General features: G+C 59.7%; 24 protein-coding genes. 13 read left to right on the top strand and 11 right to left on the bottom strand.

Features of this window, described 5'->3' with window-relative positions:
- Positions 1–9 precede the first annotated feature (9 nt).
- From Q1V60_RS08815 to trpE, 5 genes are all read left to right on the top strand, one after another.
- A complete protein-coding gene (locus Q1V60_RS08815; protein ID WP_300629357.1) occupies positions 10–834 on the top strand; it encodes an ABC transporter permease in 825 nt (274 codons plus the stop codon).
- 194 nt (positions 835–1028) lie between these two features.
- Positions 1029–2177 (top strand): iron-containing alcohol dehydrogenase, encoded by a 1149-nt coding sequence (locus tag Q1V60_RS08810; protein ID WP_300629355.1) that lies wholly within the window; start codon positions 1029–1031, stop codon positions 2175–2177.
- An 84-nt stretch (positions 2178–2261) separates the two neighbouring features.
- Positions 2262–2936, top strand: coding sequence for a ribulose-phosphate 3-epimerase (rpe, locus tag Q1V60_RS08805; protein ID WP_065937054.1), 675 nt, complete (start codon positions 2262–2264; stop codon positions 2934–2936).
- Positions 2933–3751, top strand: a complete 819-nt coding sequence (locus tag Q1V60_RS08800) for a phosphoglycolate phosphatase (protein ID WP_300629351.1) — start codon at positions 2933–2935, stop codon at positions 3749–3751. Before rpe ends, Q1V60_RS08800 begins: the two co-directional genes overlap by 4 nt.
- Before the next feature lie 68 nt (positions 3752–3819).
- A complete protein-coding gene (gene trpE / locus Q1V60_RS08795) occupies positions 3820–5301 on the top strand; it encodes an anthranilate synthase component I (protein WP_300629349.1) in 1482 nt (493 codons plus the stop codon).
- 74 nt (positions 5302–5375) lie between these two features.
- Here the strand turns inward: trpE and estP are convergent, their stop codons facing one another.
- On the bottom strand, positions 5376–7298 hold the full coding sequence (estP, locus tag Q1V60_RS08790; protein ID WP_300629347.1) for an esterase EstP: 1923 nt from the start codon (positions 7296–7298) through the stop codon (positions 5376–5378).
- 423 nt (positions 7299–7721) lie between these two features.
- Between estP and Q1V60_RS08785 the strand changes: the two genes are divergently transcribed.
- The 4 genes from Q1V60_RS08785 to Q1V60_RS08770 all read left to right on the top strand — a co-directional run bounded on the left by Q1V60_RS08785 (position 7722) and on the right by Q1V60_RS08770 (position 10981).
- Positions 7722–8315 carry an aminodeoxychorismate/anthranilate synthase component II gene (locus Q1V60_RS08785; RefSeq protein ID WP_300629345.1) on the top strand — a complete coding sequence of 198 codons (594 nt, stop codon included), beginning with the start codon at positions 7722–7724 and terminating at the stop codon, positions 8313–8315.
- 8 nt (positions 8316–8323) lie between these two features.
- Positions 8324–9373 (top strand): anthranilate phosphoribosyltransferase, encoded by a 1050-nt coding sequence (trpD, locus tag Q1V60_RS08780; protein WP_300629343.1) that lies wholly within the window; start codon positions 8324–8326, stop codon positions 9371–9373.
- Positions 9370–10206: an indole-3-glycerol phosphate synthase TrpC gene (gene trpC, locus Q1V60_RS08775; RefSeq protein ID WP_300629341.1), complete on the top strand. Its 837-nt coding sequence runs from the start codon at positions 9370–9372 to the stop codon at positions 10204–10206. Before trpD ends, trpC begins: the two co-directional genes overlap by 4 nt.
- Before the next feature lie 79 nt (positions 10207–10285).
- Positions 10286–10981, top strand: a complete 696-nt coding sequence (locus Q1V60_RS08770) for a lipoate--protein ligase family protein (protein WP_300629340.1) — start codon at positions 10286–10288, stop codon at positions 10979–10981.
- On the opposite strand, the gene crp is transcribed toward Q1V60_RS08770, so the two are convergent.
- A complete protein-coding gene (gene crp, locus Q1V60_RS08765) occupies positions 10978–11622 on the bottom strand; it encodes a cAMP-activated global transcriptional regulator CRP (RefSeq protein ID WP_124364629.1) in 645 nt (214 codons plus the stop codon). The genes Q1V60_RS08770 and crp overlap by 4 nt on opposite strands.
- A gap of 246 nt (positions 11623–11868) precedes the next feature.
- On the opposite strand from crp, the gene Q1V60_RS08760 reads away from it, so the two are divergent.
- Positions 11869–12291 (top strand): OsmC family protein, encoded by a 423-nt coding sequence (locus Q1V60_RS08760; RefSeq protein ID WP_003210947.1) that lies wholly within the window; start codon positions 11869–11871, stop codon positions 12289–12291.
- 102 nt (positions 12292–12393) lie between these two features.
- Here the strand turns inward: Q1V60_RS08760 and coq7 are convergent, their stop codons facing one another.
- The 6 genes from coq7 to hemJ all read right to left on the bottom strand — a co-directional run bounded on the left by coq7 (position 12394) and on the right by hemJ (position 16807).
- Complete coding sequence (coq7, locus tag Q1V60_RS08755) at positions 12394–13041, bottom strand: 2-polyprenyl-3-methyl-6-methoxy-1,4-benzoquinone monooxygenase (RefSeq protein ID WP_300629336.1); 648 nt, start codon at positions 13039–13041, stop codon at positions 12394–12396.
- 85 nt (positions 13042–13126) lie between these two features.
- The gene (locus Q1V60_RS08750) at positions 13127–13465 is read right to left on the bottom strand and encodes a histidine triad nucleotide-binding protein (protein WP_003194682.1); all 339 of its coding nucleotides are present in this window, start codon (positions 13463–13465) and stop codon (positions 13127–13129) included.
- A 45-nt stretch (positions 13466–13510) separates the two neighbouring features.
- A complete protein-coding gene (locus Q1V60_RS08745; RefSeq protein ID WP_300629332.1) occupies positions 13511–14299 on the bottom strand; it encodes an SDR family oxidoreductase in 789 nt (262 codons plus the stop codon).
- 61 nt (positions 14300–14360) lie between these two features.
- Positions 14361–15323 carry a DUF805 domain-containing protein gene (locus tag Q1V60_RS08740; RefSeq protein ID WP_300629331.1) on the bottom strand — a complete coding sequence of 321 codons (963 nt, stop codon included), beginning with the start codon at positions 15321–15323 and terminating at the stop codon, positions 14361–14363.
- Between the two features lie 68 nt (positions 15324–15391).
- A complete protein-coding gene (locus tag Q1V60_RS08735; RefSeq protein WP_300629329.1) occupies positions 15392–16354 on the bottom strand; it encodes a nitronate monooxygenase family protein in 963 nt (320 codons plus the stop codon).
- A 24-nt stretch (positions 16355–16378) separates the two neighbouring features.
- The gene (gene hemJ, locus Q1V60_RS08730) at positions 16379–16807 is read right to left on the bottom strand and encodes a protoporphyrinogen oxidase HemJ (protein WP_300629326.1); all 429 of its coding nucleotides are present in this window, start codon (positions 16805–16807) and stop codon (positions 16379–16381) included.
- Positions 16808–16942: 135 nt separating this feature from the next.
- On the opposite strand from hemJ, the gene argC reads away from it, so the two are divergent.
- Positions 16943–17977, top strand: a complete 1035-nt coding sequence (gene argC, locus Q1V60_RS08725) for an N-acetyl-gamma-glutamyl-phosphate reductase (protein WP_300629324.1) — start codon at positions 16943–16945, stop codon at positions 17975–17977.
- Positions 17978–18142: 165 nt separating this feature from the next.
- Positions 18143–18493, top strand: coding sequence for an iron-sulfur cluster insertion protein ErpA (gene erpA, locus Q1V60_RS08720; protein ID WP_003176443.1), 351 nt, complete (start codon positions 18143–18145; stop codon positions 18491–18493).
- A 76-nt stretch (positions 18494–18569) separates the two neighbouring features.
- Here erpA and Q1V60_RS08715 read toward each other — a convergent pair whose 3' ends face one another.
- Both Q1V60_RS08715 and Q1V60_RS08710 read right to left on the bottom strand, forming a co-directional pair.
- Positions 18570–19661, bottom strand: a complete 1092-nt coding sequence (locus Q1V60_RS08715; protein ID WP_300629320.1) for an anhydro-N-acetylmuramic acid kinase — start codon at positions 19659–19661, stop codon at positions 18570–18572.
- Between the two features lie 3 nt (positions 19662–19664).
- The gene (locus Q1V60_RS08710; protein ID WP_300629319.1) at positions 19665–21077 is read right to left on the bottom strand and encodes a peptidoglycan DD-metalloendopeptidase family protein; all 1413 of its coding nucleotides are present in this window, start codon (positions 21075–21077) and stop codon (positions 19665–19667) included.
- A 208-nt stretch (positions 21078–21285) separates the two neighbouring features.
- On the opposite strand from Q1V60_RS08710, the gene tyrS reads away from it, so the two are divergent.
- Complete coding sequence (tyrS, locus tag Q1V60_RS08705; RefSeq protein WP_300629318.1) at positions 21286–22485, top strand: tyrosine--tRNA ligase; 1200 nt, start codon at positions 21286–21288, stop codon at positions 22483–22485.
- Between the two features lie 36 nt (positions 22486–22521).
- Here the strand turns inward: tyrS and Q1V60_RS08700 are convergent.
- A partial coding sequence (locus tag Q1V60_RS08700) for a hypothetical protein (RefSeq protein ID WP_300629317.1) occupies positions 22522–22766 on the bottom strand: 245 nt, incomplete at its 5' end.

The following is a 22766-nucleotide window of genomic DNA, read 5'->3' as shown; positions in this document are numbered from 1 at the left end:
GACCTTGCGATGCTGAGCCCTTATATGTCACTGGTGGAGCGGCTGTGGTTCTACAGCTTGCGGATTCTGTGTGGCCTGATCCTGCTGTTCCTGATATTGCCCGTGCTGGTGATCATCCCACTGTCGTTCAACAGCGGCAGTTTCCTGGTGTACCCGCTGCAGGGCTTCTCGCTGCAGTGGTATCAGGACTTTTTCGCTTCAGCCGAATGGATGCGCGCCCTGAGGAACAGCATCATCGTCGCCCCGGCGGCCACGGTGCTGGCGATGGTGTTCGGCACGCTGGCGGCGATTGGCCTGACCCGTGGCAACTTCCCCGGCAAGGCGTTGGTGATGGCACTGGTGATTTCGCCGATGGTGGTGCCGGTGGTGATCATCGGCGTGGCCAGTTACCTGTTCTTCGCCCCGCTGGGCCTGGGCAACAGCTTCTTCTCGCTGATCGTGGTGCATGCGGTGCTGGGCGTGCCGTTTGTGATCATCACCGTGTCGGCGACCTTGCAGGGGTTCAACCACAACCTGGTGCGGGCGGCGGCCAGCCTGGGAGCCTCACCGTTGACCGCGTTTCGCCGGGTGACGTTGCCGCTGATCGCTCCGGGAGTGATTTCCGGGGCGTTGTTTGCCTTCGCCACCTCGTTCGATGAAGTGGTGGTGACGCTGTTCCTCGCCGGGCCGGAGCAAGCCACGCTGCCACGGCAGATGTTCAGCGGTATCCGTGAAAACCTCAGCCCCACCATTGCGGCAGCGGCGACGTTGCTGATTGGATTCTCGGTGGTGCTGTTGCTGACCCTGGAATGGCTGCGCGGGCGTAGCGAAAAACTGCGTACGGCCCAGGTTTAAGGGCCAAACCGGACAAATCAGTGTGTGGCTTGCCTGCGATAGCATCTGCTCAGTCGGCCTGTTTGACCGGGCTCCCAGCATCGCAGGCAAGCCAGCCCCACATTGATTGTGCCCATTCAGACGGTGAATGGTAGGCAACCCGCAATCCCGAGCTATTCTTGTGCCAGCCCATCGACCAATAAGAGGCCGCGCACATGAGTACTTCCTCATTCAAGATCGCCCATAAACTGCTCACCGGCGCTGGCGCCATCGAACAGCTCGCCGCCGAACTCACCCGCCTGGATGTGGATAACCCGCTGATCGTCACCGATGCCGTGCTGGTCAAGTCCGGCACCGTCGCGCTGGCACTCGAGCACCTGGGCGGGCGCACTTACGAAATTTTCGACCGCGTGCTGCCCGACCCGGAAATCGCCATTGTCGAAGACTGCATGCAGGCCTACCGCGATGGCGGGCACGACGGCCTGATCGGCGTGGGCGGCGGCAGTGCCATCGACATCGCCAAGAGCGTGGCCGCTTACGCCGGTTACCACGGCGCCCTGGCGGACTTGTTCGGCGTCGATCAGGTGCCGCGCAAGGGCCCACCGCTGATTGCCATCCCCACTACAGCCGGCACCGGCTCTGAGGTGACCAATGTGGCGATTCTTTCCGACAAGGTCGCCCAGCTGAAAAAAGGCATCGTCAGCGACTACCTGCTGCCGGATGTCGCACTGATCAGCCCGCAAATGACCCTCACTTGCCCCCGCAGCGTCACCGCCGCCAGTGGCGTCGACGCGCTGGTGCATGCCATTGAATCCTACCTGTCGCTGAACGCCTCGCCGATCACCGATGCCCTGGCGATCGGCGCGATCAAGCTGATCGCCGTTGCATTGCCCAAGGCTTACGCCAACCCGGCCAACCTGCAGGCCCGTGACGATATGGCCACCGCCAGCCTGATGGCCGGCATGGCCTTTGGGAACGCCGGCGTGGGCGCTGTGCACGCGCTGGCGTATCCGTTGGGCGGCCGTTTCAACATCGCCCATGGTGTGAGCAACGCACTGTTGCTGCCGTATGTGATGCACTGGAACAAGCTGGCCTGTGTCGAGCGTATGCGCGACATTGCCCAGGCGATGGGCGTGAATGTCGGCGGGCTGAGCCTGAACGATGCCGCCGACCAGGCTGTCGAGGCGATGACGCGACTGTGTGCCGCCGTCGAGATCCCCGCGGGCCTGCGCAGTTTCGGCGTGCCTGAGGAAGCGATCCCGGCGATGGCCACCGAAGCCGCGGGCATCGACCGCCTGATGCGCAACAATCCGCGCCAGCTCAGTGCGGCCGATATCGAGAAAATCTACCGGGCCGCGTACTAGCCGTTGAGTTAGGTCACGGTGCGCAGGGCAAAGCATGAGGTATACAATGCGCGCCATCGTGATTTAGCTCAAAAAAGGTGCGTCATGCAGCCCTTCGTCATTGCTCCATCGATTCTCTCCGCCGACTTCGCCCGCCTGGGCGAAGAAGTGGACAAGGTGTTGGCCGCCGGCGCCGACTTCGTGCACTTCGACGTCATGGACAACCACTACGTGCCCAACCTGACCATCGGCCCGATGGTGTGCGCGGCGCTGCGCAAGTACGGGATTACCGCGCCGATCGACGCACACCTGATGGTCAGCCCGGTGGACCGCATCGTCGGTGACTTCATCGACGCCGGCGCGACGTACATCACCTTCCACCCGGAAGCCACGCTGCATGTCGACCGTACCCTGCAATTGATCCGCGAAGGCGGTTGCAAGGCGGGCCTGGTGTTCAACCCGGCCACACCGCTGAGTGTGCTGGAGTACGTAATGGACAAGGTCGATATGGTCCTGCTGATGAGCGTCAACCCAGGCTTCGGCGGGCAGAAGTTCATCCCCGGCACCCTGAACAAGCTGCGCGAAGCGCGGGCGCTGATCGATGCGTCGGGCCGGGACATCCGCCTGGAGATCGACGGTGGGGTCAATGTCAACAATATCCGTGAGATCGCGGCGGCTGGCGCCGACACCTTTGTGGCCGGCTCGGCGATCTTCAACGCGCCGGATTACCAGGAAGTGATCGCCAAGATGCATGCCGAACTGGCGCTGGCGCGTCCATGAGCGGCTTTGAGCAGCTGTTCCCCGGCAAATTGCCACGGCTGGTGATGTTCGATCTGGACGGTACCTTGATCGACTCGGTGCCTGACCTGGCGGCGGCGGTGGACCAGATGCTGCTCAAGCTGGGGCGCAAGCCCGCGGGGATCGAGGCGGTTCGTGAATGGGTCGGCAACGGCGCACCGATGTTGGTGCGGCGGGCGCTGGCAGGCAGCATCGACGCCACCGGTGTGGATGAGATGGAAGCCGAACATGCGCTGGAGTTGTTCAATGCCGCGTATGAAAGCAGCCATGAACTGACGGTGGTGTATCCCGGCGTGCGTGACACCCTCAAGTGGTTGAGCAAGCAGGGTGTGGAAATGGCCTTGATCACCAACAAGCCGGAGCGCTTCGTTGCACCGCTTTTGGATCAGATGAAGATCGGCCGGTATTTTCGCTGGATCATCGGCGGCGATACCCTGCCACAGAAAAAGCCCGACCCGGCGGCACTGTTCTTCGTGATGAAAATGGCGAATATTCCGGCGTCCCAGTCGCTGTTTGTCGGCGATTCGCGCAGCGATGTATTGGCGGCAAAAGCCGCAGGCGTGCAGTGCGTGGCCTTGAGTTACGGCTACAACCATGGCCGGCCGATCGCCGAAGAATCGCCGGCATTGGTCATTGATGACCTGCGCCTGTTAATCCCCGGTTGCTTGGGTGCGGGCGCTGAGATAACGTTGCCTGACATCGACCCGTCCCCTTCTGGAAATGCCATCGTGGTGGTCACTCGCAAACTCTGGATGAAAGTCATCAAGGCCCTGGCCCGCTGGCGTTGGCGCGCCTGACTGATCCCCGCCGCGCTGCGGCTCGTTTGCCTACTTGACCGATTGACCCTCACACCACGAGGCACCTGATGATCCGCGAAGAATTCCTGCGTTTGGCCGCTGCCGGCTATAACCGTATCCCCATGGCCTGCGAAACCCTGGCCGACTTCGACACGCCGCTGTCGATCTACCTGAAACTGGCCGACGAGCCGAACTCTTATCTGCTGGAGTCGGTTCAGGGCGGCGAGAAGTGGGGCCGTTATTCGATCATCGGCCTGCCGTGCCGCACGGTACTGCGGGTTCATGATCACCATGTGAGCATCACCCATGACGCCGTTGAGATCGAAAGCCACGACGTAGAAGACCCGCTGGCCTTCGTCGAAGCCTTCAAGGCGCGCTACAACGTGCCGACCATTCCCGGCCTGCCGCGTTTCAACGGCGGCCTGGTGGGGTATTTCGGTTATGACTGCGTGCGCTATGTGGAGCATCGCCTGGGTAAATGCCCGAATCCGGATCCGCTGGGCGTGCCGGACATTTTGCTGATGGTCTCCGACGCAGTGGTGGTGTTCGACAACCTTGCCGGCAAGATGCATGCGATTGTGCTGGCCGACCCGTCCCAGGCTGACGCCTTCGAGCAAGGCCAGGCCAGCCTCGAAGCGCTGCTGGAAAAACTGCGCCAGCCGATCACTCCGCGTCGCGGCCTGGACCTCCGCCGTCCGCCCGCCGCCGACCCGGTATTTCGCTCCAGCTTCACCCAGGCCGACTATGAGCGGGCAGTGGATACCATCAAGGAATACATCCTTGCGGGTGACTGCATGCAGGTGGTGCCATCGCAACGGATGTCCATCGACTTCAAGGCGGCGCCGATTGATCTGTACCGAGCGCTGCGTTGCTTCAACCCGACGCCGTACATGTACTTCTTCAACTTCGGTGACTTCCATGTAGTGGGCAGTTCGCCGGAAGTGCTGGTGCGCGTCGAGGACAACCTGATCACCGTGCGCCCGATCGCCGGTACGCGCCCGCGTGGCGCCACCGAAGAAGCGGACCTGGCGCTGGAAGAGGACCTGTTGAGCGACGACAAGGAAATCGCCGAACACCTGATGCTGATTGATCTGGGGCGTAACGACACTGGGCGTGTTTCGGAAATCGGCTCGGTGAAGTTGACCGAGAAGATGGTCATCGAACGGTATTCCAATGTGATGCACATCGTGTCCAACGTCACCGGTGAACTGAAAGCCGGGCTGACCGCGATGGACGCACTGCGCGCCATTCTGCCGGCCGGTACCTTGTCGGGCGCGCCGAAGATTCGTGCGATGGAAATCATCGACGAGCTGGAGCCTGTCAAACGGGGTGTCTACGGCGGCGCCGTGGGGTATTTCGCCTGGAACGGCAACATGGACACCGCGATTGCGATCCGTACGGCAGTGATCAAGGATGGCGAACTGCACGTGCAGGCCGGTGGCGGAATTGTGGCTGACTCGGTGCCGGCCCTGGAATGGGAAGAAACCCTGAACAAGCGCCGGGCGATGTTCCGCGCGGTGGCGTTGGCTGAGCAAACGCCGCAGGACTGACAGTCGATTGGCATCAGGTGGGGGGGCTGGCAAGCCAGCGCCCCCACTCGGTTTGTGTGAATTTCAATACCGCATCAGAAATCCAGGCTCACCCCGACACTGATCCCTTGCTGGGTCAGGTTGTCATCCTTCCTCACGTTATACGCCGCCCGTAACGCCAGCTCCTGAGACAGTTTGTGGCTTACGCCGAGGCTCAGTCGGTCCGAATTGCTGCGTGGCGTATACCCGTCCAGTTTGAAGTCGATCCCTTGCACGCTGTTGAGCGCGATGTTGACCTTCTGTGTGTCGTTCTCGAACTCGTGCTCATGAGCCACTTCACCAAACACCTGGGTTTGCGGGGTGATGCGGTAGCTGCCTTGCAAGCCGACGCCAAGGCGCTTGGAGTCGCGCTGCTGATCATCAAAGGTCAGGGCGGTGGAACGGTTACCTTTTTCCGAGTAACCGTTCACTTCGACCCGCGCGTAATCGGCGCTGATGAAAGGCGACAGGTGCCAGTCGCTGCCCGGCGCGGCGATGTCATAACCCAGGCGGCCGCTCAGGGCCCAGAGCCAGCCATCGGTGTCACCCTTCTGCGAACCCTCGCTGACACCCAGGGCGAACCTGCGCTTGAGGTTGTCGAAGTCCAGTTTGCCGCCGGTCAAGGCGGCATCGGCCCACCAGTGATTCTGCTGATACTGGGCGAATGCGGTCCCCATGTAGCTGTTGAGTTTGTAGTCAGAGTCGCTGGCGCCGGCTTCCAGTGTCTGGCGGTACAGGCCTGCGGCAACGCCCACGCGCCAGGCCTCGTTGAGTCGGTAGCTGCCGCCGATGTTGAGGTTATAGCCACTGCCATCGCCGCTTGCCGAGCTGTTCTGGTCATCGAAATTCAGACGCTGACCACCTGCCGCCACAATCGACCGCCATTGGCCGACGGCTTGCCAGTTGCCAGTGTCTGCCTGCCATTGATTGCGCAACTCATCCTGATGGGCGCGCAATGTGCCTTGGGCCATTTCCGGCAGCAGCGTGATTTCCCACGGGGCGGCGAGCAGGGAATAGGCGTAGTCGGCGATCAGCTGTTGCCCGGCGACGGTAGGGTGGACCGAGTCGTTATAGATCAGCTTGGTCGGGTCCGGGTTGGTGCCGCCGATGCCGTAGACCGGGTTGGCGGTGCAGCTGTTTCCACTGAAGCAGGTTCCGGTGAGGTTTTGCCCGGTGGCGAGGCCGAAGCGCGCCGGATCGGCGAAGGCTTCGTTCAACAACAACGGGATGTTCAGCGGGATGACCTGCGCATCGATCTGCGACAGGCGCTGTACCAGGGACTGGTTGAAAAGGGTGCTCAGGGCCGACGCCGCTGCCTGCTGCGGGGTGCCATTGATGGCCGGCGTCAGGCCGAGGTCGGGCAGCATCCATACCATGATGTACCGCGCACCGGCTTGTTGCAGGGTTTGGGCGCTGTCAGCCAGTCGCCCGCCGGCGGCCGCCGCCTGGGCAGGGCTGAGTACGCGACCCTGGAGGAAGTCATTACCGCCACCGGACAGGAAGTACAGCGCATTCGGATCGGCCCGCCCGCCGTTTGCCGGCAGGTAGCCCTGTCGACTGCGCAGCACTGTGCCACCCCCTGCATTGCCGGGTGGGATCGCAGCGTTGGAAACCGACGTAATCGAGTCGAGAATATTATCGGTACGGTAGCCGCCGACCGCCCAGTTGTTTCCGTCCGGCAGGCCCTGGAGCGCACGCACAGGTGAGGTGGAGGCATTCAGTTCGTTTGGCGCTACGCCCAGCTTTGCGCCGAGCAAAGTCGAAGAAACAAGACCATAGTCCCCCTGGAACGTCGGCCCGGTACGGTTGGTGAAGCGCAGGGTCGAGCCGGCGCTGCCATCAGGGAACTGGCCGGCATCGGCCAGGCTGTCACCGAATACCACCATGGTTGAGTAGGGTGACGGTGCTGCATGGGCCTGTGCGCATGCCAGCGAAAGCAAGCCGGCAGCCAGGGGCGCGAAGAACGGAGTTCTGAGCATGGAAAATTCCATTGAGTTGTTTTTGTGTCGGAATCGAAACACTAGCAAAGTATTAAGCGTTTTCTATAGCGCAGAACCGAATTTTCCTGCGGGCACCGCATCGAGCTCGAGCCCGTATTTGCTGCGCCATATTGCACCGCTTGCGAGGCTACGTTACTGTGCCTGGACGTATGAATGAGACCCTCCCCGTGTTGATCATCAGCAAACTCTTGATGCGAGTAGTCAAGGCACACGCCCGTTGGCGTTGGCGCGCCTGACATTTTTCTCTGCCGGCCTGGCCGGACCTGTACCGATTTGCCTTCTTCACCCTGTTTGACGCCCCTTGCCGGCTGACCCCGGCAACCGGAACGTGCGTCTGGCAGCGGGCCAAACGCTTGGAAGGCAGTCATTTGAAATCAGTGAATTCAAGAGGTTTGAACCCACATGTTGCTGATGATTGATAACTACGATTCTTTTACCTACAACGTTGTGCAGTACCTGGGCGAGCTGGGTGCCGAGGTCAAGGTCGTGCGCAACGACGAAATGACCGTCGCCGAGATCGCCGCGCTGAACCCGGAACGCATCGTTGTTTCGCCCGGTCCATGCACGCCGACCGAAGCGGGTATCTCGCTGGAAGCCATTGAGTATTTCGCCGGCAAGCTGCCTATTCTGGGTGTGTGCCTGGGGCATCAGTCCATTGGCCAGGCCTTTGGCGGTGACGTGGTGCGCGCCCGCCAGGTGATGCACGGCAAGACCAGCCCGGTATTTCATAAGGACCTGGGTGTATTCCAGGCGCTGAACAATCCGGTGACCGTCACCCGTTACCACTCGCTGGTGGTCAAGCGTGAAACCCTGCCCGCGTGCCTGGAACTGACGGCCTGGACCCAGCTGGAGGACGGCTCGGTCGACGAGATCATGGGCCTGCGCCACAAAACACTGAATATTGAAGGGGTGCAGTTTCACCCTGAATCGATCCTGACCGAGCAGGGCTACGAGCTGTTCGCCAATTTTCTCAAGCAGAGCGGCGGCACGCGCTAAGGACTTCCATGGATATCAAGACTGCCCTGGGCCGTATCGTCGGCCACCTGGACCTGAGCACCGCTGAAATGAGCGATGTGATGCGCGAGATCATGACCGGTCAATGCTCCGACGCGCAGATCGGCGCCTTTATGATGGCCATGCGCATGAAAAGCGAAAGCATCGACGAAATCGTCGGCGCCGTGTCGGTGATGCGCGAACTGGCGGACAAGGTCGAACTCAAGACCCTCGACGGCGTGGTCGACGTGGTCGGTACCGGCGGCGACGGTGCGAACATCTTCAACGTATCCACTGCGTCCTCCTTCGTGGTCGCTGCAGCGGGTTGCACCGTGGCCAAGCACGGTAACCGCGCAGTGTCCGGCAAAAGTGGCAGCGCCGACCTGCTGGAAGCAGCCGGCATCTACCTGAACCTGACGCCGGTACAAGTGGCCCGCTGCATTGATAGCGTCGGCATTGGCTTCATGTTTGCCCAGTCCCACCACGGTGCGATGAAACACGCGGCCGGCCCGCGCAAGGACCTTGGCCTGCGTACCCTGTTCAATATGCTCGGCCCGCTTACGAATCCGGCCGGCGTGAGGCATCAGGTCGTCGGTGTATTCAGCCAGGCGTTGTGTCGGCCGTTGGCCGAAGTGCTGCAGCGCCTGGGCAGCAAACATGTGCTGGTGGTGCATTCCAAAGACGGCCTGGACGAATTCAGCCTGGCGGCACCGACCTTTGTGGCGGAGTTGAAGAATGACCAGGTCACTGAATATTGGGTCGAGCCGGAGGACCTGGGCATGAAGAGCCAGAGCCTGCACGGCCTGGCGGTGGAAAGCCCGGCGGCGTCGCTGGAATTGATTCGCGATGCATTGGGGCGACGCAAGACCGAGAACGGTCAAAAAGCGGCGGAAATGATTGTGCTGAATGCCGGCGCGGCACTTTACGCAGCCGATCACGCCTATAGTCTTAAGGAAGGTGTAGCCTTGGCCCACGATGCGCTGCACACCGGTCTGGCTCGCGAGAAACTCGAAGAACTCGGAGCATTTACCGCCGTATTCAAGATGGAGAATGAAGCATGAGTGTTCCCACCGTTCTGGAAAAAATTCTGGCGCGCAAGGCCGAAGAAGTCGCCGAGCGTCGCGCCCGTGTGAGCCTGGCCGAGCTGGAAACCCAAGCAAAAGCTGCTGACGCACCGCGAGGATTTGCCAGGGCCTTGCTCGATCAGGCCAGGAAGAAGCAGCCGGCGGTAATCGCCGAAATCAAGAAGGCGTCCCCGAGCAAAGGCGTGATCCGCGAACACTTTGTGCCACAGGAAATCGCCGTCAGCTATGAAAAGGGCGGGGCGACGTGCCTGTCGGTACTGACCGATGTCGACTACTTCCAGGGTTCCGATGTGTTCCTGCAGCAGGCACGCGCCGCGTGCAAGTTGCCGGTGATACGCAAGGACTTCATGGTTGATCCTTACCAGATCGTCGAAGCTCGCGCCCTGGGTGCCGACTGTGTGCTGCTGATCGTTTCCGCCCTGGATGATGTGAAAATGGCCGAGCTGGCAGCCGTGGCCAAGAGTGTGGGCCTGGATGTACTGGTCGAGGTGCACGACGGCGACGAGCTGGAGCGCGCACTGAAAACCCTCGACACCCCGCTGGTGGGGGTTAATAACCGTAACCTGCATACCTTTGAAGTCAGCCTGGAAACCACCCTCGACCTGCTGCCGCGTATTCCGCGTGACCGCTTGGTAATCACCGAGAGCGGCATCGTCAACCGCGCCGATGTGGAACTGATGGAAATCAGCGAGGTGTATGCGTTCCTGGTCGGCGAGACCTTTATGCGCGCCGAGAACCCAGGAGCGGAACTGCAGCGCCTGTTCTTCCCGGAGCGTGGCGTGGGGGTCAGCGGTTCGACCCTGGATTGATTTGAATGCACTTGAAGTGTGTGGGCCGGCAAGCCAGCGCCCACATTCGGCTCTGTGTTGTACCGATAAGTAGGTGTCGATGACTCAGCCCGTGATGATGACCGTCGAAGCAGGCCTGGCCGCCGAGCAGGACTTGCTTGCCGCCGTTTGTGCGGGTGAGCGGCAATTCGGGCTGTTGTTCTGGCAACCCAACGATCAAGCCTTGGTAATGCCGCGACGTTTAAGCCGATTGCCGGCTTTTGAAGCGGCCAGTCAAGTCTCGGCAGAGGCCGGTTGGCCGGTATTGTTGCGCGAAACCGGCGGTGAGCCGGTGCCGCAGTCCGCTGCCACGGTCAATATCGCCTTGGTCTACGCGCCGCCGCGCAGCGAGGGTGATCAAGGGCGCATCGAAACGGGTTACCAACGATTGTGTCAGCCGATTTGCGAAGTGTTGATCGAATTGGGCGGCGATGCATCCGTCGGCGAAATCGACGGCGCGTTCTGCGACGGGCGTTACAACGTCAACCTCAACGGCCGAAAGATGGTCGGTACAGCCCAGCGTTGGCGGCAGAGTGGTGGTCGCCCGGTGGGGTTGGTGCACGGTGCGTTATTGCTGGATAACGATCGCGATGAGCTGGTTGCGGCGGTCAATCGTTTCAATGAAGCCTGTGGCCTGGATCAGCGGGTGCGTGCCGAGAGCCATATCGCGCTGCACGAAGTCTTTCCCGTACCGGACGCGATCAGCCGGCTCGACACCTTGTACCGTCAGATGTTGGCTGGCTTACTGCCGGGTTAACGGGTACCGAACACCACCATCGTCTTGCCTTTGACGTGCACCAGGTTGCGCTCTTCCAGGTCCTTGAGCACGCGACCCACCATTTCCCGCGAACAGCCCACGATGCGCCCGATTTCCTGGCGCGTGACTTTGATCTGCATCCCATCGGGGTGGGTCATGGCGTCAGGCTGCTTGCACAGTTCCAGCAGGCAGCGGGCGACACGCCCGGTCACATCGAAGAACGCCAGGTCGCCGACCTTGCGCGTGGTATCCCGCAGGCGTTGGGCGATCTGCCCGCTCAGGGCATACAGAATGTCCGGGTCATGTTGGGCCAGTTCGCGAAATTTCGTATAGCTGATCTCGGCCACTTCGCACTCCACCTTGGTGCGCACCCAGGCGCTGCGCTGTTGCTCCTTGCCTGCCTGCTCGAACAGCCCCAGTTCGCCAAAGAAATCCCCGGTGTTGAGGTAAGCAATGATCATTTCGCGACCGTCTTCGTCCTCGATCAGGATGGTGACCGAGCCTTTGATGATGAAGAACAGTGTTTCGGAGCGCTCGCCCGCGCAGATGATGTTGTGCTTGGCCGGATGACGCCGGCGCTGGCAATGCATCAGCAGCTTGTCGAGGTTCTTGATCTTGGGTGTGGGAGTAAGGGCAACCATGGTTGTATCCCGAAAGACTGCGCGATGGGGTTGATTTGTTTTTTATCAGCGATAACCGGCATTGATACACGCTGCACAAAGGATGGCAATACGCCATTGAATTGGCGCCAGCTTACCAGACACATTCTGACTCGATTAGCGTATTTCACCGGCAAATGCGGTTATTAAGCGTTTTCATGCAGAGCGCTGTTGCCCAAGGGGCCTGTGCTAAGCTGGCGACCCTTTTTTAGCAGTGGAGTCTGGGCGATGAAGGCACGCATCCAATGGGCGGGCGAAGCCATGTTCCTCGGGGAGTCGGGCAGTGGCCATGTGGTGGTCATGGACGGCCCGCCGGAAGCCGGTGGCCGCAACCTGGGTGTACGCCCGATGGAAATGCTGCTGCTGGGTGTCGGCGGTTGCAGCAATTTCGACGTGGTCAGTATCCTGAAAAAATCCCGTCAGGCCGTGGAGAGCTGTGAAGCTTTTCTGGAAGCCGAGCGCGCGACTGAAGATCCCAAGGTGTTTACCAGGATCCATATGCATTTTGTGGTCAAGGGGAGGGCGCTGAAGGAGGCGCAGGTCAAGCGTGCCATCGAGCTGTCAGCGGAGAAGTACTGCTCGGCGTCGATCATGCTGGGCGCGGCCGGTGTGGCCATTACCCATGATTACGAAATCATCGAACTCGGCTGATCGAAAAACGTCCCGATGAGGGCGATGTCGCCATGGCGAGGGAGTTGCTCCCTTGCCACATGGGTCAATTCAAGATAGGTCAATTCAAATCCGCAGGCGTGCTTATATCCGATAAGTACTTTTGGTCATGACCTTGGCCAGCATGCTCATCCCGAATCTCACCGGCGCGGGAAAGCGGAAGCCGCCGGCATCCAGTGCGCTGTCAGCATGGTGTTCTTCGTCAATGCGCATCTGCTCAAGAATCGCCCGGGACTTTTCGTCCTCGGCCGGCAGTTGTTCAAGGTGTTCGTCCAGGTGCTTGCATACCTGATGCTCGGTCGCTGCGACAAAACCAAGGCTGACCTTGTCACTGATCAGGCCGGCAGCGGCGCCGATACCGAACGAGAAACCATAGAACAGCGGGTTCAGCACACTGGTATGACTGCCCAGTTGGCGAATGCGTTGCTCGCACCAGGCCAGGTGGTCGATCTCTTCCTCGGCGGCATGCTCCATCGCTGCACGTACCTGCGGTAACTTCGCGGTCAAGGCCTGGCCCTGGTACAACGCCTGGGCACAGACTTCACCGGTATGGTTGATGCGCATGAGGCCGGCGACATGGCGGGTCTCGGTTTCACTCATCTGTACGTCCGGCCGCACGATGGCAGGAGACGGGCGGTACGGTTGGCCGCTGAACGGCAGGAGTGTACGCATGGCCATGTCGGCTTGCAGTAACAGACGGTCAATCGGCGAGTAGTGACGTTGGGTAGTCATGCTGACCTCCGGAAAAAATCTCGGCGGCCAGTTTACCGCAAGAGAGGACGGCGCGTTTGCGCTGAGTCAATTTGCTTCTGTGCACTCAGCCCGGCGGCCAGTTCATCTGGCGTTGACCCAGCACATGCATATGAATGTGGTAAACGGTCTGCCCGCCGTCTTCGTTGCAGTTCATCACCACGCGGAAACCTTTTTCGCAGCCTTGCTCCACCGCCAGGCGCTGGGCGGTAAACAGAATATGGCCAGCCAGGGCTTTGTCGTCTTCGGTCAGGTCGTTGAGGGTGCGAATGGGCTTTTTCGGGATAACCAGAAAATGCACAGGCGCCTGTGGGGCGATATCGTGGAAGGCGAGTACCTGGTCATCTTCATAGATGATTTTCGCGGGTATTTCTCTGTTGATGATCTTCGTGAACAGAGTATCCACAGCTGTTTCTCCATCGTGAAAGTTAAGGTGAGTGTACTCAAGCGGTTAACGCGGGCAATAGGCCTTGTTGATGGCGCCGGCAATTTTGCGGGTCAGCCAACGTGGGCTGAGGCGTGGGCTGAATGTCAGCCAGCGGTTGCGGCGTCCGGGAATGATGATGGCCTTGTTCTTCTCCAGCGCGCGTACGGCGTAGAGCGCGACTTCTTCGGGGCTCATCAACTGGCGGCTGCGGTCGAGTTTTGCAGTGTCCATTTGCGCGGTACCGAAGAACGCGGTGCGCGTGGGGCCGGGGCACAGCACCGAGACCTTGATGCCACAGGTCTTCAGTTCTTCGCGCAAGCCTTCGGAGAAATGCAGTACATACGCTTTGCTCGCGTAGTAGCTGCTCATCCACGGGCCCGGCTGGAAGGCGGCAACCGAGGCGACGTTGAGAATTTGCCCGCCGCCATGCAGCGCCATGGCATTGCCCAGCGCGTGGCACATGCGGGTCAGGGCGAGGATGTTGACTTCGATGAGGTCTTGCTCGGTCATCCAGTCCTGGGCCAGGAACGGCCCACTGGTGCCGATGCCGGCGCAGTTGACCAGCAGGTCGACCTGCCGCTCACCTTCTTCGAGCTCCAGCAAAAAGCCCGACAACCGCAGCGGCTCGCCCAGATCGCAGGCACGAAACAGCACCTCGACGCCGAAACGCTGAGTCAGTTCGATTGCAATGCTTTCCAACTGATCACGCTGGCGGGCTACCAGAATCAGGCTGCGGCCACGTCGGGCCAGGGCTTCGGCCAAAGCCAGGCCGATACCGCTGGAGGCACCGGTGATCAGAGCGTAACGGGTCATGCCTTTCTCCATCGCAACGCCGCCGCCTGTGACAGAGGCATCACAGGCGGCGGGCGCTTCTTCACTGTTCCGGAGAGTCTACAGGTTCGGCCGCGTCGTCAGCACTTTGCGCTGCTTCGTCCTCAACGATGACACCTTGGTCGGCCTCTTCGTCGGTGGTCATGGAGCTGCTTTCATAGCTGCTGCCCATGTCGGCTTCGAGTTGATCCAGATAGCCGTTCATGCCCAGGGTTATCCCGATGATGAGCATCAATGGGATAAACGCCAGCCACAACGAAGCCAGGATCTTCACCGCTGTGGAGTTGCGCGGTGGAGGTGCACCGTACTGGTTGGCGCCGGTGTTACCTGGCAACACCAGCAGCAGAAGCGGGAAAATGCTGTTCACCAGCGGAACCAGGTTCAACAAGTACAGCCATCCAGACCAGCCCAGGTCGTGCAGACGCTGCACGCCGATTTGCACGCTTACGACGATGACCGCAATAAACAGCGCGAAGCCCAGCAGCGAGCCGAGAATGATCGCGATCGTTGGCGAGGCAGTAGCCACCGCGAAACCCACGGTACTGATGATGCCCGCCGCCACAAGGATCGCGACGGTCAGTGCCAGCGTCCAAGCCAGATAGCGCAGGCGGCCGATACGCCCGTGGATAGTGAAAACCTTGAGCGAGGAGTACTCAGGCAAGGCATCACCGACTGCGGCGCGTGGCGGTGCATAAGGCGATGCGGCTGAGCGCGAAAAGTCCGGGGCGGATGAGCCTGTGTCATGGGTTTCGGCAAGGCTGAAAGCCACAGGTTGTTCGGCTTCGATACGGACATCGATTCCGGCGTTTTGCAATGCAGTGAGATAGGTTTCGGCGTCGGCGCGGGACAGATCGCGCTTGAGCGCGACCGAGCGGCCGGTGAAAAGCTTTTCGATCGCTTCGACATCGCTCTTGAACAGCTCGGCGAGGTTCAGTTTGGCAGTGGTGCTTTCGACACCCGGGCGCAAGGCTCCATCAAACACAATCTTGAAACGGCTGTCGCTCATGCGGGCATCCTTGTCACTTCTTCAGGGAGGGTATGCAGGCCGCCAAATAGGCAAGCCTGGCATTTGGGTTAATGTGGCCAGCGCAATTGTGCCGCATTTTCGCGAGCCTTGCGGTATTCCGCATCCAGGCGTGCGACGAGTTCATCCACGCCGGGCAAATCATTGATCTCACCGACGCCTTGGCCGGCAGACCATACAGTCTTCCATGCCTTGGCCTCGTCGCTCAATGGCTTTAGCTTGGAGCCGACATTAGCTTCACCTTTACCTTGAAGGGCAGCGAGATCAAAGCCGGCGTTTTCCAGGCTCTGGCGCATAAAGCTTGCAGGCACGCCGGAAACAGCAGGAGTGTGCACGATATCGGCGGCGCGCGATGTGAGCAGCATCTCTTTATACGCATCGGGTGCGTGGCTTTCGGTGGTACCGATAAAGCGCGTGCCTAAATACGCCAGATCCGCGCCGAGCAGTTGGGCGGCGAGAATCTCCCGCCCGTGGTTGAGACAGCCGGCCAGCAGCAGCGTTTTATCGAAGAACTGGCGTATCTCGGCAATCAGCGCAAAGGGGCTCCAGGTACCGGCGTGACCACCTGCGCCGGCGGCGACGGCGATCAAACCATCGACGCCCGCTTCAGCGGCTTTTTCGGCGTGGCGACGGGTGGTTACGTCATGAAACACCAGGCCACCGTAGCTGTGAACGGCATCGACCAATTCCTTAACCGCACCGAGACTGGTGATGATGATGGGCACTTTGTGCTCCACGCAGATCGCCAGGTCGGCTTCCAGGCGTGGGTTACTGTTGTGCACGATCAGGTTGACGGCATAGGGGGCGGGGTTGTCCAACTGCGCCAGGCCCGCTTCGATTTCCTCCAGCCAGGCCTTGAAGCCGCTGCTTTCGCGTTGGTTGAGCGCCGGGAAACTGCCGACTACTCCATTGCGGCAGCAGGCCAGCACCAGTTGTGGATTTGAAATCAGGAACATCGGCGCAGCCACCACCGGCAGGCGCAGACGTTGTTCAAGCAGGGCGGGCAGCGACATTTGAGGTTCCCCGAGTAATTGAAATTAAAACGGTTTGACCACGACCAAAATTACGATAGCCAGCAATATCAGAACGGGCACTTCATTGAACCAGCGATAAAAGACATGGCTGCGGGTGTTTTCGCCACGGGCGAAGCGCTTTACCTGCGCACCGCACATGTGGTGGTAACCGATCAGCAGAACGACCAGAGTGAGCTTGGCGTGGATCCACCCGCCCGATTGAAACATGCCGGGGTTCAGAACCAGCAACCAGATGCCGAAGACCAGCGTGGCTACCATCGCCGGGCCCATGATGCCGCGGTACAGCTTGCGCTCCATGACGCTGAAGCGCTCCTTGCTGGCGGTGTCTTCGCTTTGGGCGTGGTAGACGAACAGGCGTGGCAGGTAGAACAGCCCGGCAAACCAGCAGACGATGCTGACGATATGGAAGGCTTTGACCCATAGATAAAGCATTTTTAGTTATTCCCAGGTTCACGGTAGCGCAGATAGTAGTAGCTCATGCGCCTGTACGTCACGTTGGCGGTTGTCGCAGGACGATGCGGCCCCTATTATCGACGGCTTTCCAGTGGGTTCGTTGAGGGCAGGTTTATGGTCAAGGTCGGTATCGTCGGCGGCACGGGTTACACCGGTGTCGAATTGCTGCGTCTGTTGGCTCAGCATCCGCAGGCTGAGGTGGTGGTCATCACTTCACGCTCCGAGGCTGGCCTGGCCGTGGCCGATATGTACCCGAACCTGCGAGGCCACTACGACGGCCTGGCGTTCAGTGTGCCGGACATCAAGACGTTGGGCGCCTGTGATGTGGTGTTCTTCGCCACGCCTCACGGTGTTGCGCATGCGCTGGCCGGTGAGCTGTTGGCGGCGGGCACCAAGGTCATCGACCTGTCCGCGGACTTCCGTCTGCAAGATGCCGATGAGTGGGCCAAGTGGTACGGCCAGCCTCACGGCGCGCCAGAGTTGCTGGAGGAGGCGGTGTACGGCTTGCCGGAAGTCAATCGCGAGCAGATCAGGCAGGCACGCCTGATTGCGGTGCCGGGTTGCTATCCGACTGCGACCCAGCTGGGTTTCCTGCCGCTGCTGGAAGCCGGCCTGGCGGACGCCTCGCGTTTGATCGCAGACTGCAAGTCGGGCGTCAGCGGCGCCGGTCGTGGGGCCGCGGTGGGTTCGCTGTACTCCGAAACGTCGGAAAGCATGAAAGCCTATGCGGTCAAAGGGCATCGTCACCTGCCTGAAATCCGTCAGGGGCTGCGCCGCGCGGCGGGTAAGGACGTGGGCCTGACTTTCGTCCCGCATCTGACGCCGATGATCCGTGGGATTCACTCCACGTTGTACGCCACCGTTGTCGACCGCTCGGTAGATCTGCAGGCGTTGTTCGAAAAGCGTTATGCCAACGAGCCGTTCGTCGATGTGATGCCTGCGGGCAGCCACCCGGAAACCCGCAGCGTGCGGGGGGCCAACGTGTGTCGGATTGCGGTGCATCGCCCGCAGGACGGCGACCTGGTGGTGGTGCTGTCGGTGATCGATAACTTGGTCAAAGGCGCGTCAGGCCAGGCGGTGCAGAACATGAACATCCTGTTCGCCCTGGAAGAGAAGTTGGGTTTGTCCCACGCGGGCATGTTGCCTTAAGGTTTGTACTCTGATGCGCAAAAGGCCCGTAATTCGGGCCTTTTTTGTGTTTAATGACCCGCGCGCAGATTGATATACCGTAACAATAGTTGACCGCTTTTCTAGGAGAAGCGGATAATACCGGCCACTACGCATATGGCGGCGCTACGCCGGGAGATTATCAGCATGAGCGTTGAATCCTTCACCCCCACGGCTTTGCAATTCACCCACGGTGCTGCGCACAAGGTGAAGAGCCTGGTCGATGAAGAGGGTAATGATCGCTTGAAGCTGCGCGTATTCGTTACGGGCGGCGGTTGTTCAGGGTTTCAGTACGGTTTTACCTTCGATGAAGATGTGGCCGATGACGACACCATCGTTGAGCGCGAGGGCGTGAGCCTGGTCGTGGATCCGATGAGCTTCCAGTATTTGGCTGGCGCTGAAGTGGATTACCAGGAAGGGCTGGAGGGGTCGCGTTTCGTGATCAAGAACCCTAACGCTACGACGACCTGTGGTTGCGGGTCTTCGTTCTCGATCTGATCGAAAGCCTGATCTGCATGGATAGAAAAACGCCGCTTGGCTTTGATAGGCCAAGCGGCGTTTTGCTGCCCGGGGATCAGGCGGGGTAGATCGCGCCGAGCACGCGCAGCCCGCGAGCGCCCGTGACGCTAGGGCGGTTCGCGGCGATGCCCTCCAGGCAGCAATGGGCCAGCCAGGCGAAGGCCATGGCTTCCACCCAGTCGGGGTCGACGCCATAGAGCGCGGTGCTACTGACGTGTGTGGATGGTAGCAGCGCTGCCAGTCGTTTTATCAGCGTCCCGTTATGGGCGCCACCGCCGCAGATCAACAGGGTTTCGGTCTGAGGTTGGGCGCTTTGCAAGGATTCGACGATGGTCAGGGCGGTCAGCTCCAGCAATGTGGCTTGCACATCCTGAGGGAGGAACGCTGGCAGTCCGCCCAGGTGTTGCTCAAGCCAACCCAGGTTGAAAGCTTCTCGCCCGGTGCTTTTCGGGCCTTTGGTCGCGAAAAAAGGATCGCTGAGCAGTGTGCTGAGTAACTGTGGCTGAACCTTGCCACTGGCTGACCATTGACCGTCACGATCAAAGTGCTCGCCGCGTTGATGATGAATCCATGCGTCCAGCAAGACATTACCTGGGCCGCAGTCGAAGCCCGATACAGGCTTGCCGGTTTCTATCAGGCTCAGGTTGCTGAAGCCGCCGACGTTCAGCACTGCACGGTTGCCGGTACTTTCACCGAACAGCGCCTCGTGGAAGGCAGGTACTAAGGGCGCGCCTTGACCGCCTGCGGCTACGTCGCGGCTGCGGAAGTCGCTGACCACAGTGATGCCCGTCAGCTCGGCGAGCAGCGCCGGATTGCCGACCTGTACCGTAAAGCCTCGGGCAGGTTCATGGCGGATGGTCTGCCCATGGCTGCCAATTGCGCGAATGCCCTGGGGCTTGAGGTTTTGCTGGTCCAGCAAGGTGTGGATGCCTTGGGCGGCGAGTGCTACCCAGGACTGCTGGGCGATTGCCGAGCGGGCGATTTCATCCGGGCCGCTGGCGCACAGGCTAAGCAGCTCGGCGCGCAGATCGGCAGGCATAGGGATGTAATGGGTGGCGATCAGGCTGATCGCCGAACTCTGTTCGATGAGGGCGATATCCAGGCCATCAAGGCTGGTCCCGGACATCACACCTATATAGCGCGGCATACCTTAACGCTTCGCCGAAGCCAGCAGGGTGGAGCGTTCCTGATCCATACGGGCCATCAGTGGCTGGCTTTGTTGCATGAAGCGCGCACGTTCTGCCTTGGCGATCGGGTCGGCCATCGGCAGTTTTTGGCCCAATGGATCAACGTGTACACCATTGACCTGGAATTCGTAATGCAAGTGCGGCCCGGTGGACAGGCCAGTCGTGCCGATATAGCCAATCACTTGACCCTGCTTCACGTTACCGCCGGTTTTCACGCCCTTGGCAAATCCTTGCATATGGCCATACAGCGTGCGGTAGGTATTGCCGTGCTGGATGATCACTGTATTGCCGTAACCACCGCGACGCCCGGCCAACAGAACCTTGCCGTCGCCAGCTGCTTTGATTGGCGTGCCACGCGGGGCCGCATAGTCGACGCCTTTGTGGGCGCGGATTTTATTCAGAATCGGATGCTTGCGGCCCATGGAGAAGCGCGAGCTAATACGAGCGAAGTCCACCGGTGTACGGATGAACGCCTTGCGCATGCTATTGCCATCAGCGGTGTAGTAACTGCTGTTGCCCTGTTTGTTGGTGTAGCGCACGGCGGTGTAAGTCTTGCCACGGTTAGTGAACCGCGCAGAGAGAATGTTGCCAGTGCCGACTACTTTGCCATTGGCGACTTTCTGCTCGTAGATCACGTCGAATTCGTCACCCTGGCGGATGTCCTGGGCGAAGTCGATGTCGTAGCCAAATACGCTGGCCATGTCCATGGTCATGGTGTGGGACAGGCCTGCACGGGCGGCCGATTGCGACAGCGAGCTATTGATCACGCCATGGACGTAAGCAGAGCGCATGACCGGCTTGGTGGTGATGCGATTGAAGGCAAAACCCTTGGGGCCCTTGCTTAGGCTGATACTTTCCAGGTCGCTGATATTGGTGTGCAGGTTGCTCAGTTGGCCGTCCGGCGTCAGTTCAAACTCAAGTTTCTGGCCATGTTTGAGCTGGGTGAATTGCTTGGCTTGCTTGTCGGTGGCCAGGACATCACTGACGGTAGCGGCAGGCAGCCCGACCTTTTCGAACAGAGTTGACAGTGTGTCGCCATTACTCACGATCACTTCTCGATGCTTAGGATCCCCGGTCGCAACTGCTGCGGGCTTCGTCTCGACGACTGCCTGAGTGTCTTCGGAATCGTTTTCAATCTGCGCGAACGGAGACTCGGCAGGGGTAATTGTGGCTTGTTGCGCATCGGAAGCGTCTTGTTCTTGTGTCAGTTGCTCAAGAGGGCTTTCCAGGTCGAGGCTTAGAGATGTTCGTTTTGCTTCTACGTCACTGGAAGGGAATACCAGGAGTGCCAGGCTGAGTAGGGCGGCGATACCACTTGCGGCGAGCAGGTGGGTCTTCGGGTAAAGCGGCGGCGCTTTAGACGGTTCAGTGGTCATAAGTATTTTGACTTTGAAGATGAAATGGAAAAGATGAATGACATGATGAAGATGAAATAACTGTATAAAATATAACCAAATCATCTGTGGCGCAAGCTCGCGAACGGTGGGCTTGCTGAATGGTGTCCGTGCGCAGGGCAAAACTTGTAATTAGTCCCTGATCTTGTATGGTTGGTTCCCTTTTGAATCTGAGCCTTGCGGGTCTGTTATGAAGTCGGTTGAAGAGCAGCTAGCGCTGATAAAACGTGGTGCGGAAGAACTGTTGGTCGAAGCGGAGCTGGTCGAAAAGCTCAAGCGTGGTCAGCCCCTGCGTATTAAGGCCGGCTTTGACCCAACCGCGCCGGATCTGCACCTTGGTCATACCGTACTTATTAATAAATTGCGTCAGTTCCAGGAGTTGGGTCATCAAGTCATCTTTCTTATCGGCGATTTCACCGGGATGATCGGCGACCCAAGCGGCAAGAGCGCAACGCGTCCGCCGCTGACCCGCGAGCAGGTTCTCGACAATGCTGAGACCTACAAGACCCAGGTATTCAAAATCCTTGATCCGGCCAAAACCGAGGTGGCGTTCAACTCCTCCTGGATGGACCAGATGGGGCCGGCGGATTTCATTCGCCTGACCTCGCAATACACCGTTGCGCGCATGCTTGAGCGTGATGACTTCGACAAGCGCTACTCCACCAATCAGCCGATCGCGATCCATGAGTTTCTTTACCCGTTGGTCCAGGGGTATGACTCGGTGGCTTTGCGCGCGGATGTTGAGCTTGGCGGGACAGATCAGAAGTTCAACCTGCTGATGGGGCGTGAGCTGCAGCGTGCATATGGGCAGGAAGCTCAGTGCATTTTGACCATGCCGCTGCTGGAGGGGTTGGACGGCGTCAAGAAGATGTCCAAGTCCCTGGGTAATTATGTGGGTATTCAGGAAGCGCCGGGTGTGATGTACGGCAAGCTGGTCTCCATTCCGGATTCATTGATGTGGCGCTACTTCGAATTGCTGAGCTTTCGCTCGATGGATGAGATTGACGCGTTACGTGTTGATGTAGAGGCGGGTGCGAATCCGCGTGATGTGAAGATCAAGCTGGCCGAAGAGATCGTGGCGCGCTTTCATGGTGAAGAGGCTGCGGCCAATGCTCACCGTGCGGCGGGTAACCGTATGAAGGATGGCGAGTTGCCGGACGATCTGCCGGAGATCGAGCTGACTGCGGCAGAGGCAATGCCGATCGCAGCCGTCCTTAATAAGGCAGGTCTGGTGAAGAACTCGGCGGTGGCTCGTGATCTTCTCGGCTCGGGCGGTGTGCGTATAGATGGTGAAGTGGTTGATCGCACCTTTATGTACGAGCTGGGCGCTACGCACGTTTGTCAGGCGGGGAAGAAGGCATTTGCGCGTATTTCGCTCAAATCCGAATAAGTCTCCAATTAAGGCTTGACGGCAGATTCTGGAAGTCTATAATTCGCCCCACTTCCGGCGCAGTCGAAACGGAAAACTCTTTGGTAAACAATAAGTTAAGTAGGTTTCGGCAGCAGGTCGCTTCAGTTCATCGAAGCCAAAAGGAAGTTGAAAAAGAGGTGTTGACAGCAGCGTGTAACGCTGTAGAATTCGCCTCCCGCTTACGAGAGATCGCAAGCGCAAGTGGTTGAAGTTGTTGAAGAATTCTTCGAAAACTTCTGGAAATAACCGCTTGACAGCAA

Source organism: Pseudomonas sp. (assembly GCF_030147005.1).
In the GTDB taxonomy this organism is placed as follows: Bacteria; Pseudomonadota; Gammaproteobacteria; order Pseudomonadales; family Pseudomonadaceae; genus Aquipseudomonas.
Note: the sequence above shows the minus strand (reverse complement) of the source record. Positions and strands in the feature narration are given on the sequence as shown.

What these genes read in the sequence shown, in the direction of transcription:
- Q1V60_RS08815 (WP_300629357.1), top strand. Translation starts at nt 10, where the DNA reads ATGCTGAGCCCTTATATGTCACTGGTGGAGCGGCTGTGGTTCTACAGC.
- Q1V60_RS08810 (WP_300629355.1), top strand. Translation starts at nt 1,029, where the DNA reads ATGAGTACTTCCTCATTCAAGATCGCCCATAAACTGCTCACCGGCGCT.
- rpe (WP_065937054.1), top strand. Translation starts at nt 2,262, where the DNA reads ATGCAGCCCTTCGTCATTGCTCCATCGATTCTCTCCGCCGACTTCGCC.
- Q1V60_RS08800 (WP_300629351.1), top strand. Translation starts at nt 2,933, where the DNA reads ATGAGCGGCTTTGAGCAGCTGTTCCCCGGCAAATTGCCACGGCTGGTG.
- trpE (WP_300629349.1), top strand. Translation starts at nt 3,820, where the DNA reads ATGATCCGCGAAGAATTCCTGCGTTTGGCCGCTGCCGGCTATAACCGT.
- estP (WP_300629347.1), bottom strand. Translation starts at nt 7,298, where the DNA reads ATGCTCAGAACTCCGTTCTTCGCGCCCCTGGCTGCCGGCTTGCTTTCG.
- Q1V60_RS08785 (WP_300629345.1), top strand. Translation starts at nt 7,722, where the DNA reads ATGTTGCTGATGATTGATAACTACGATTCTTTTACCTACAACGTTGTG.
- trpD (WP_300629343.1), top strand. Translation starts at nt 8,324, where the DNA reads ATGGATATCAAGACTGCCCTGGGCCGTATCGTCGGCCACCTGGACCTG.
- trpC (WP_300629341.1), top strand. Translation starts at nt 9,370, where the DNA reads ATGAGTGTTCCCACCGTTCTGGAAAAAATTCTGGCGCGCAAGGCCGAA.
- Q1V60_RS08770 (WP_300629340.1), top strand. Translation starts at nt 10,286, where the DNA reads ATGACTCAGCCCGTGATGATGACCGTCGAAGCAGGCCTGGCCGCCGAG.
- crp (WP_124364629.1), bottom strand. Translation starts at nt 11,622, where the DNA reads ATGGTTGCCCTTACTCCCACACCCAAGATCAAGAACCTCGACAAGCTG.
- Q1V60_RS08760 (WP_003210947.1), top strand. Translation starts at nt 11,869, where the DNA reads ATGAAGGCACGCATCCAATGGGCGGGCGAAGCCATGTTCCTCGGGGAG.
- coq7 (WP_300629336.1), bottom strand. Translation starts at nt 13,041, where the DNA reads ATGACTACCCAACGTCACTACTCGCCGATTGACCGTCTGTTACTGCAA.
- Q1V60_RS08745 (WP_300629332.1), bottom strand. Translation starts at nt 14,299, where the DNA reads ATGACCCGTTACGCTCTGATCACCGGTGCCTCCAGCGGTATCGGCCTG.
- Q1V60_RS08740 (WP_300629331.1), bottom strand. Translation starts at nt 15,323, where the DNA reads ATGAGCGACAGCCGTTTCAAGATTGTGTTTGATGGAGCCTTGCGCCCG.
- Q1V60_RS08735 (WP_300629329.1), bottom strand. Translation starts at nt 16,354, where the DNA reads ATGTCGCTGCCCGCCCTGCTTGAACAACGTCTGCGCCTGCCGGTGGTG.
- hemJ (WP_300629326.1), bottom strand. Translation starts at nt 16,807, where the DNA reads ATGCTTTATCTATGGGTCAAAGCCTTCCATATCGTCAGCATCGTCTGC.
- argC (WP_300629324.1), top strand. Translation starts at nt 16,943, where the DNA reads ATGGTCAAGGTCGGTATCGTCGGCGGCACGGGTTACACCGGTGTCGAA.
- erpA (WP_003176443.1), top strand. Translation starts at nt 18,143, where the DNA reads ATGAGCGTTGAATCCTTCACCCCCACGGCTTTGCAATTCACCCACGGT.
- Q1V60_RS08715 (WP_300629320.1), bottom strand. Translation starts at nt 19,661, where the DNA reads ATGCCGCGCTATATAGGTGTGATGTCCGGGACCAGCCTTGATGGCCTG.
- Q1V60_RS08710 (WP_300629319.1), bottom strand. Translation starts at nt 21,077, where the DNA reads ATGACCACTGAACCGTCTAAAGCGCCGCCGCTTTACCCGAAGACCCAC.
- tyrS (WP_300629318.1), top strand. Translation starts at nt 21,286, where the DNA reads ATGAAGTCGGTTGAAGAGCAGCTAGCGCTGATAAAACGTGGTGCGGAA.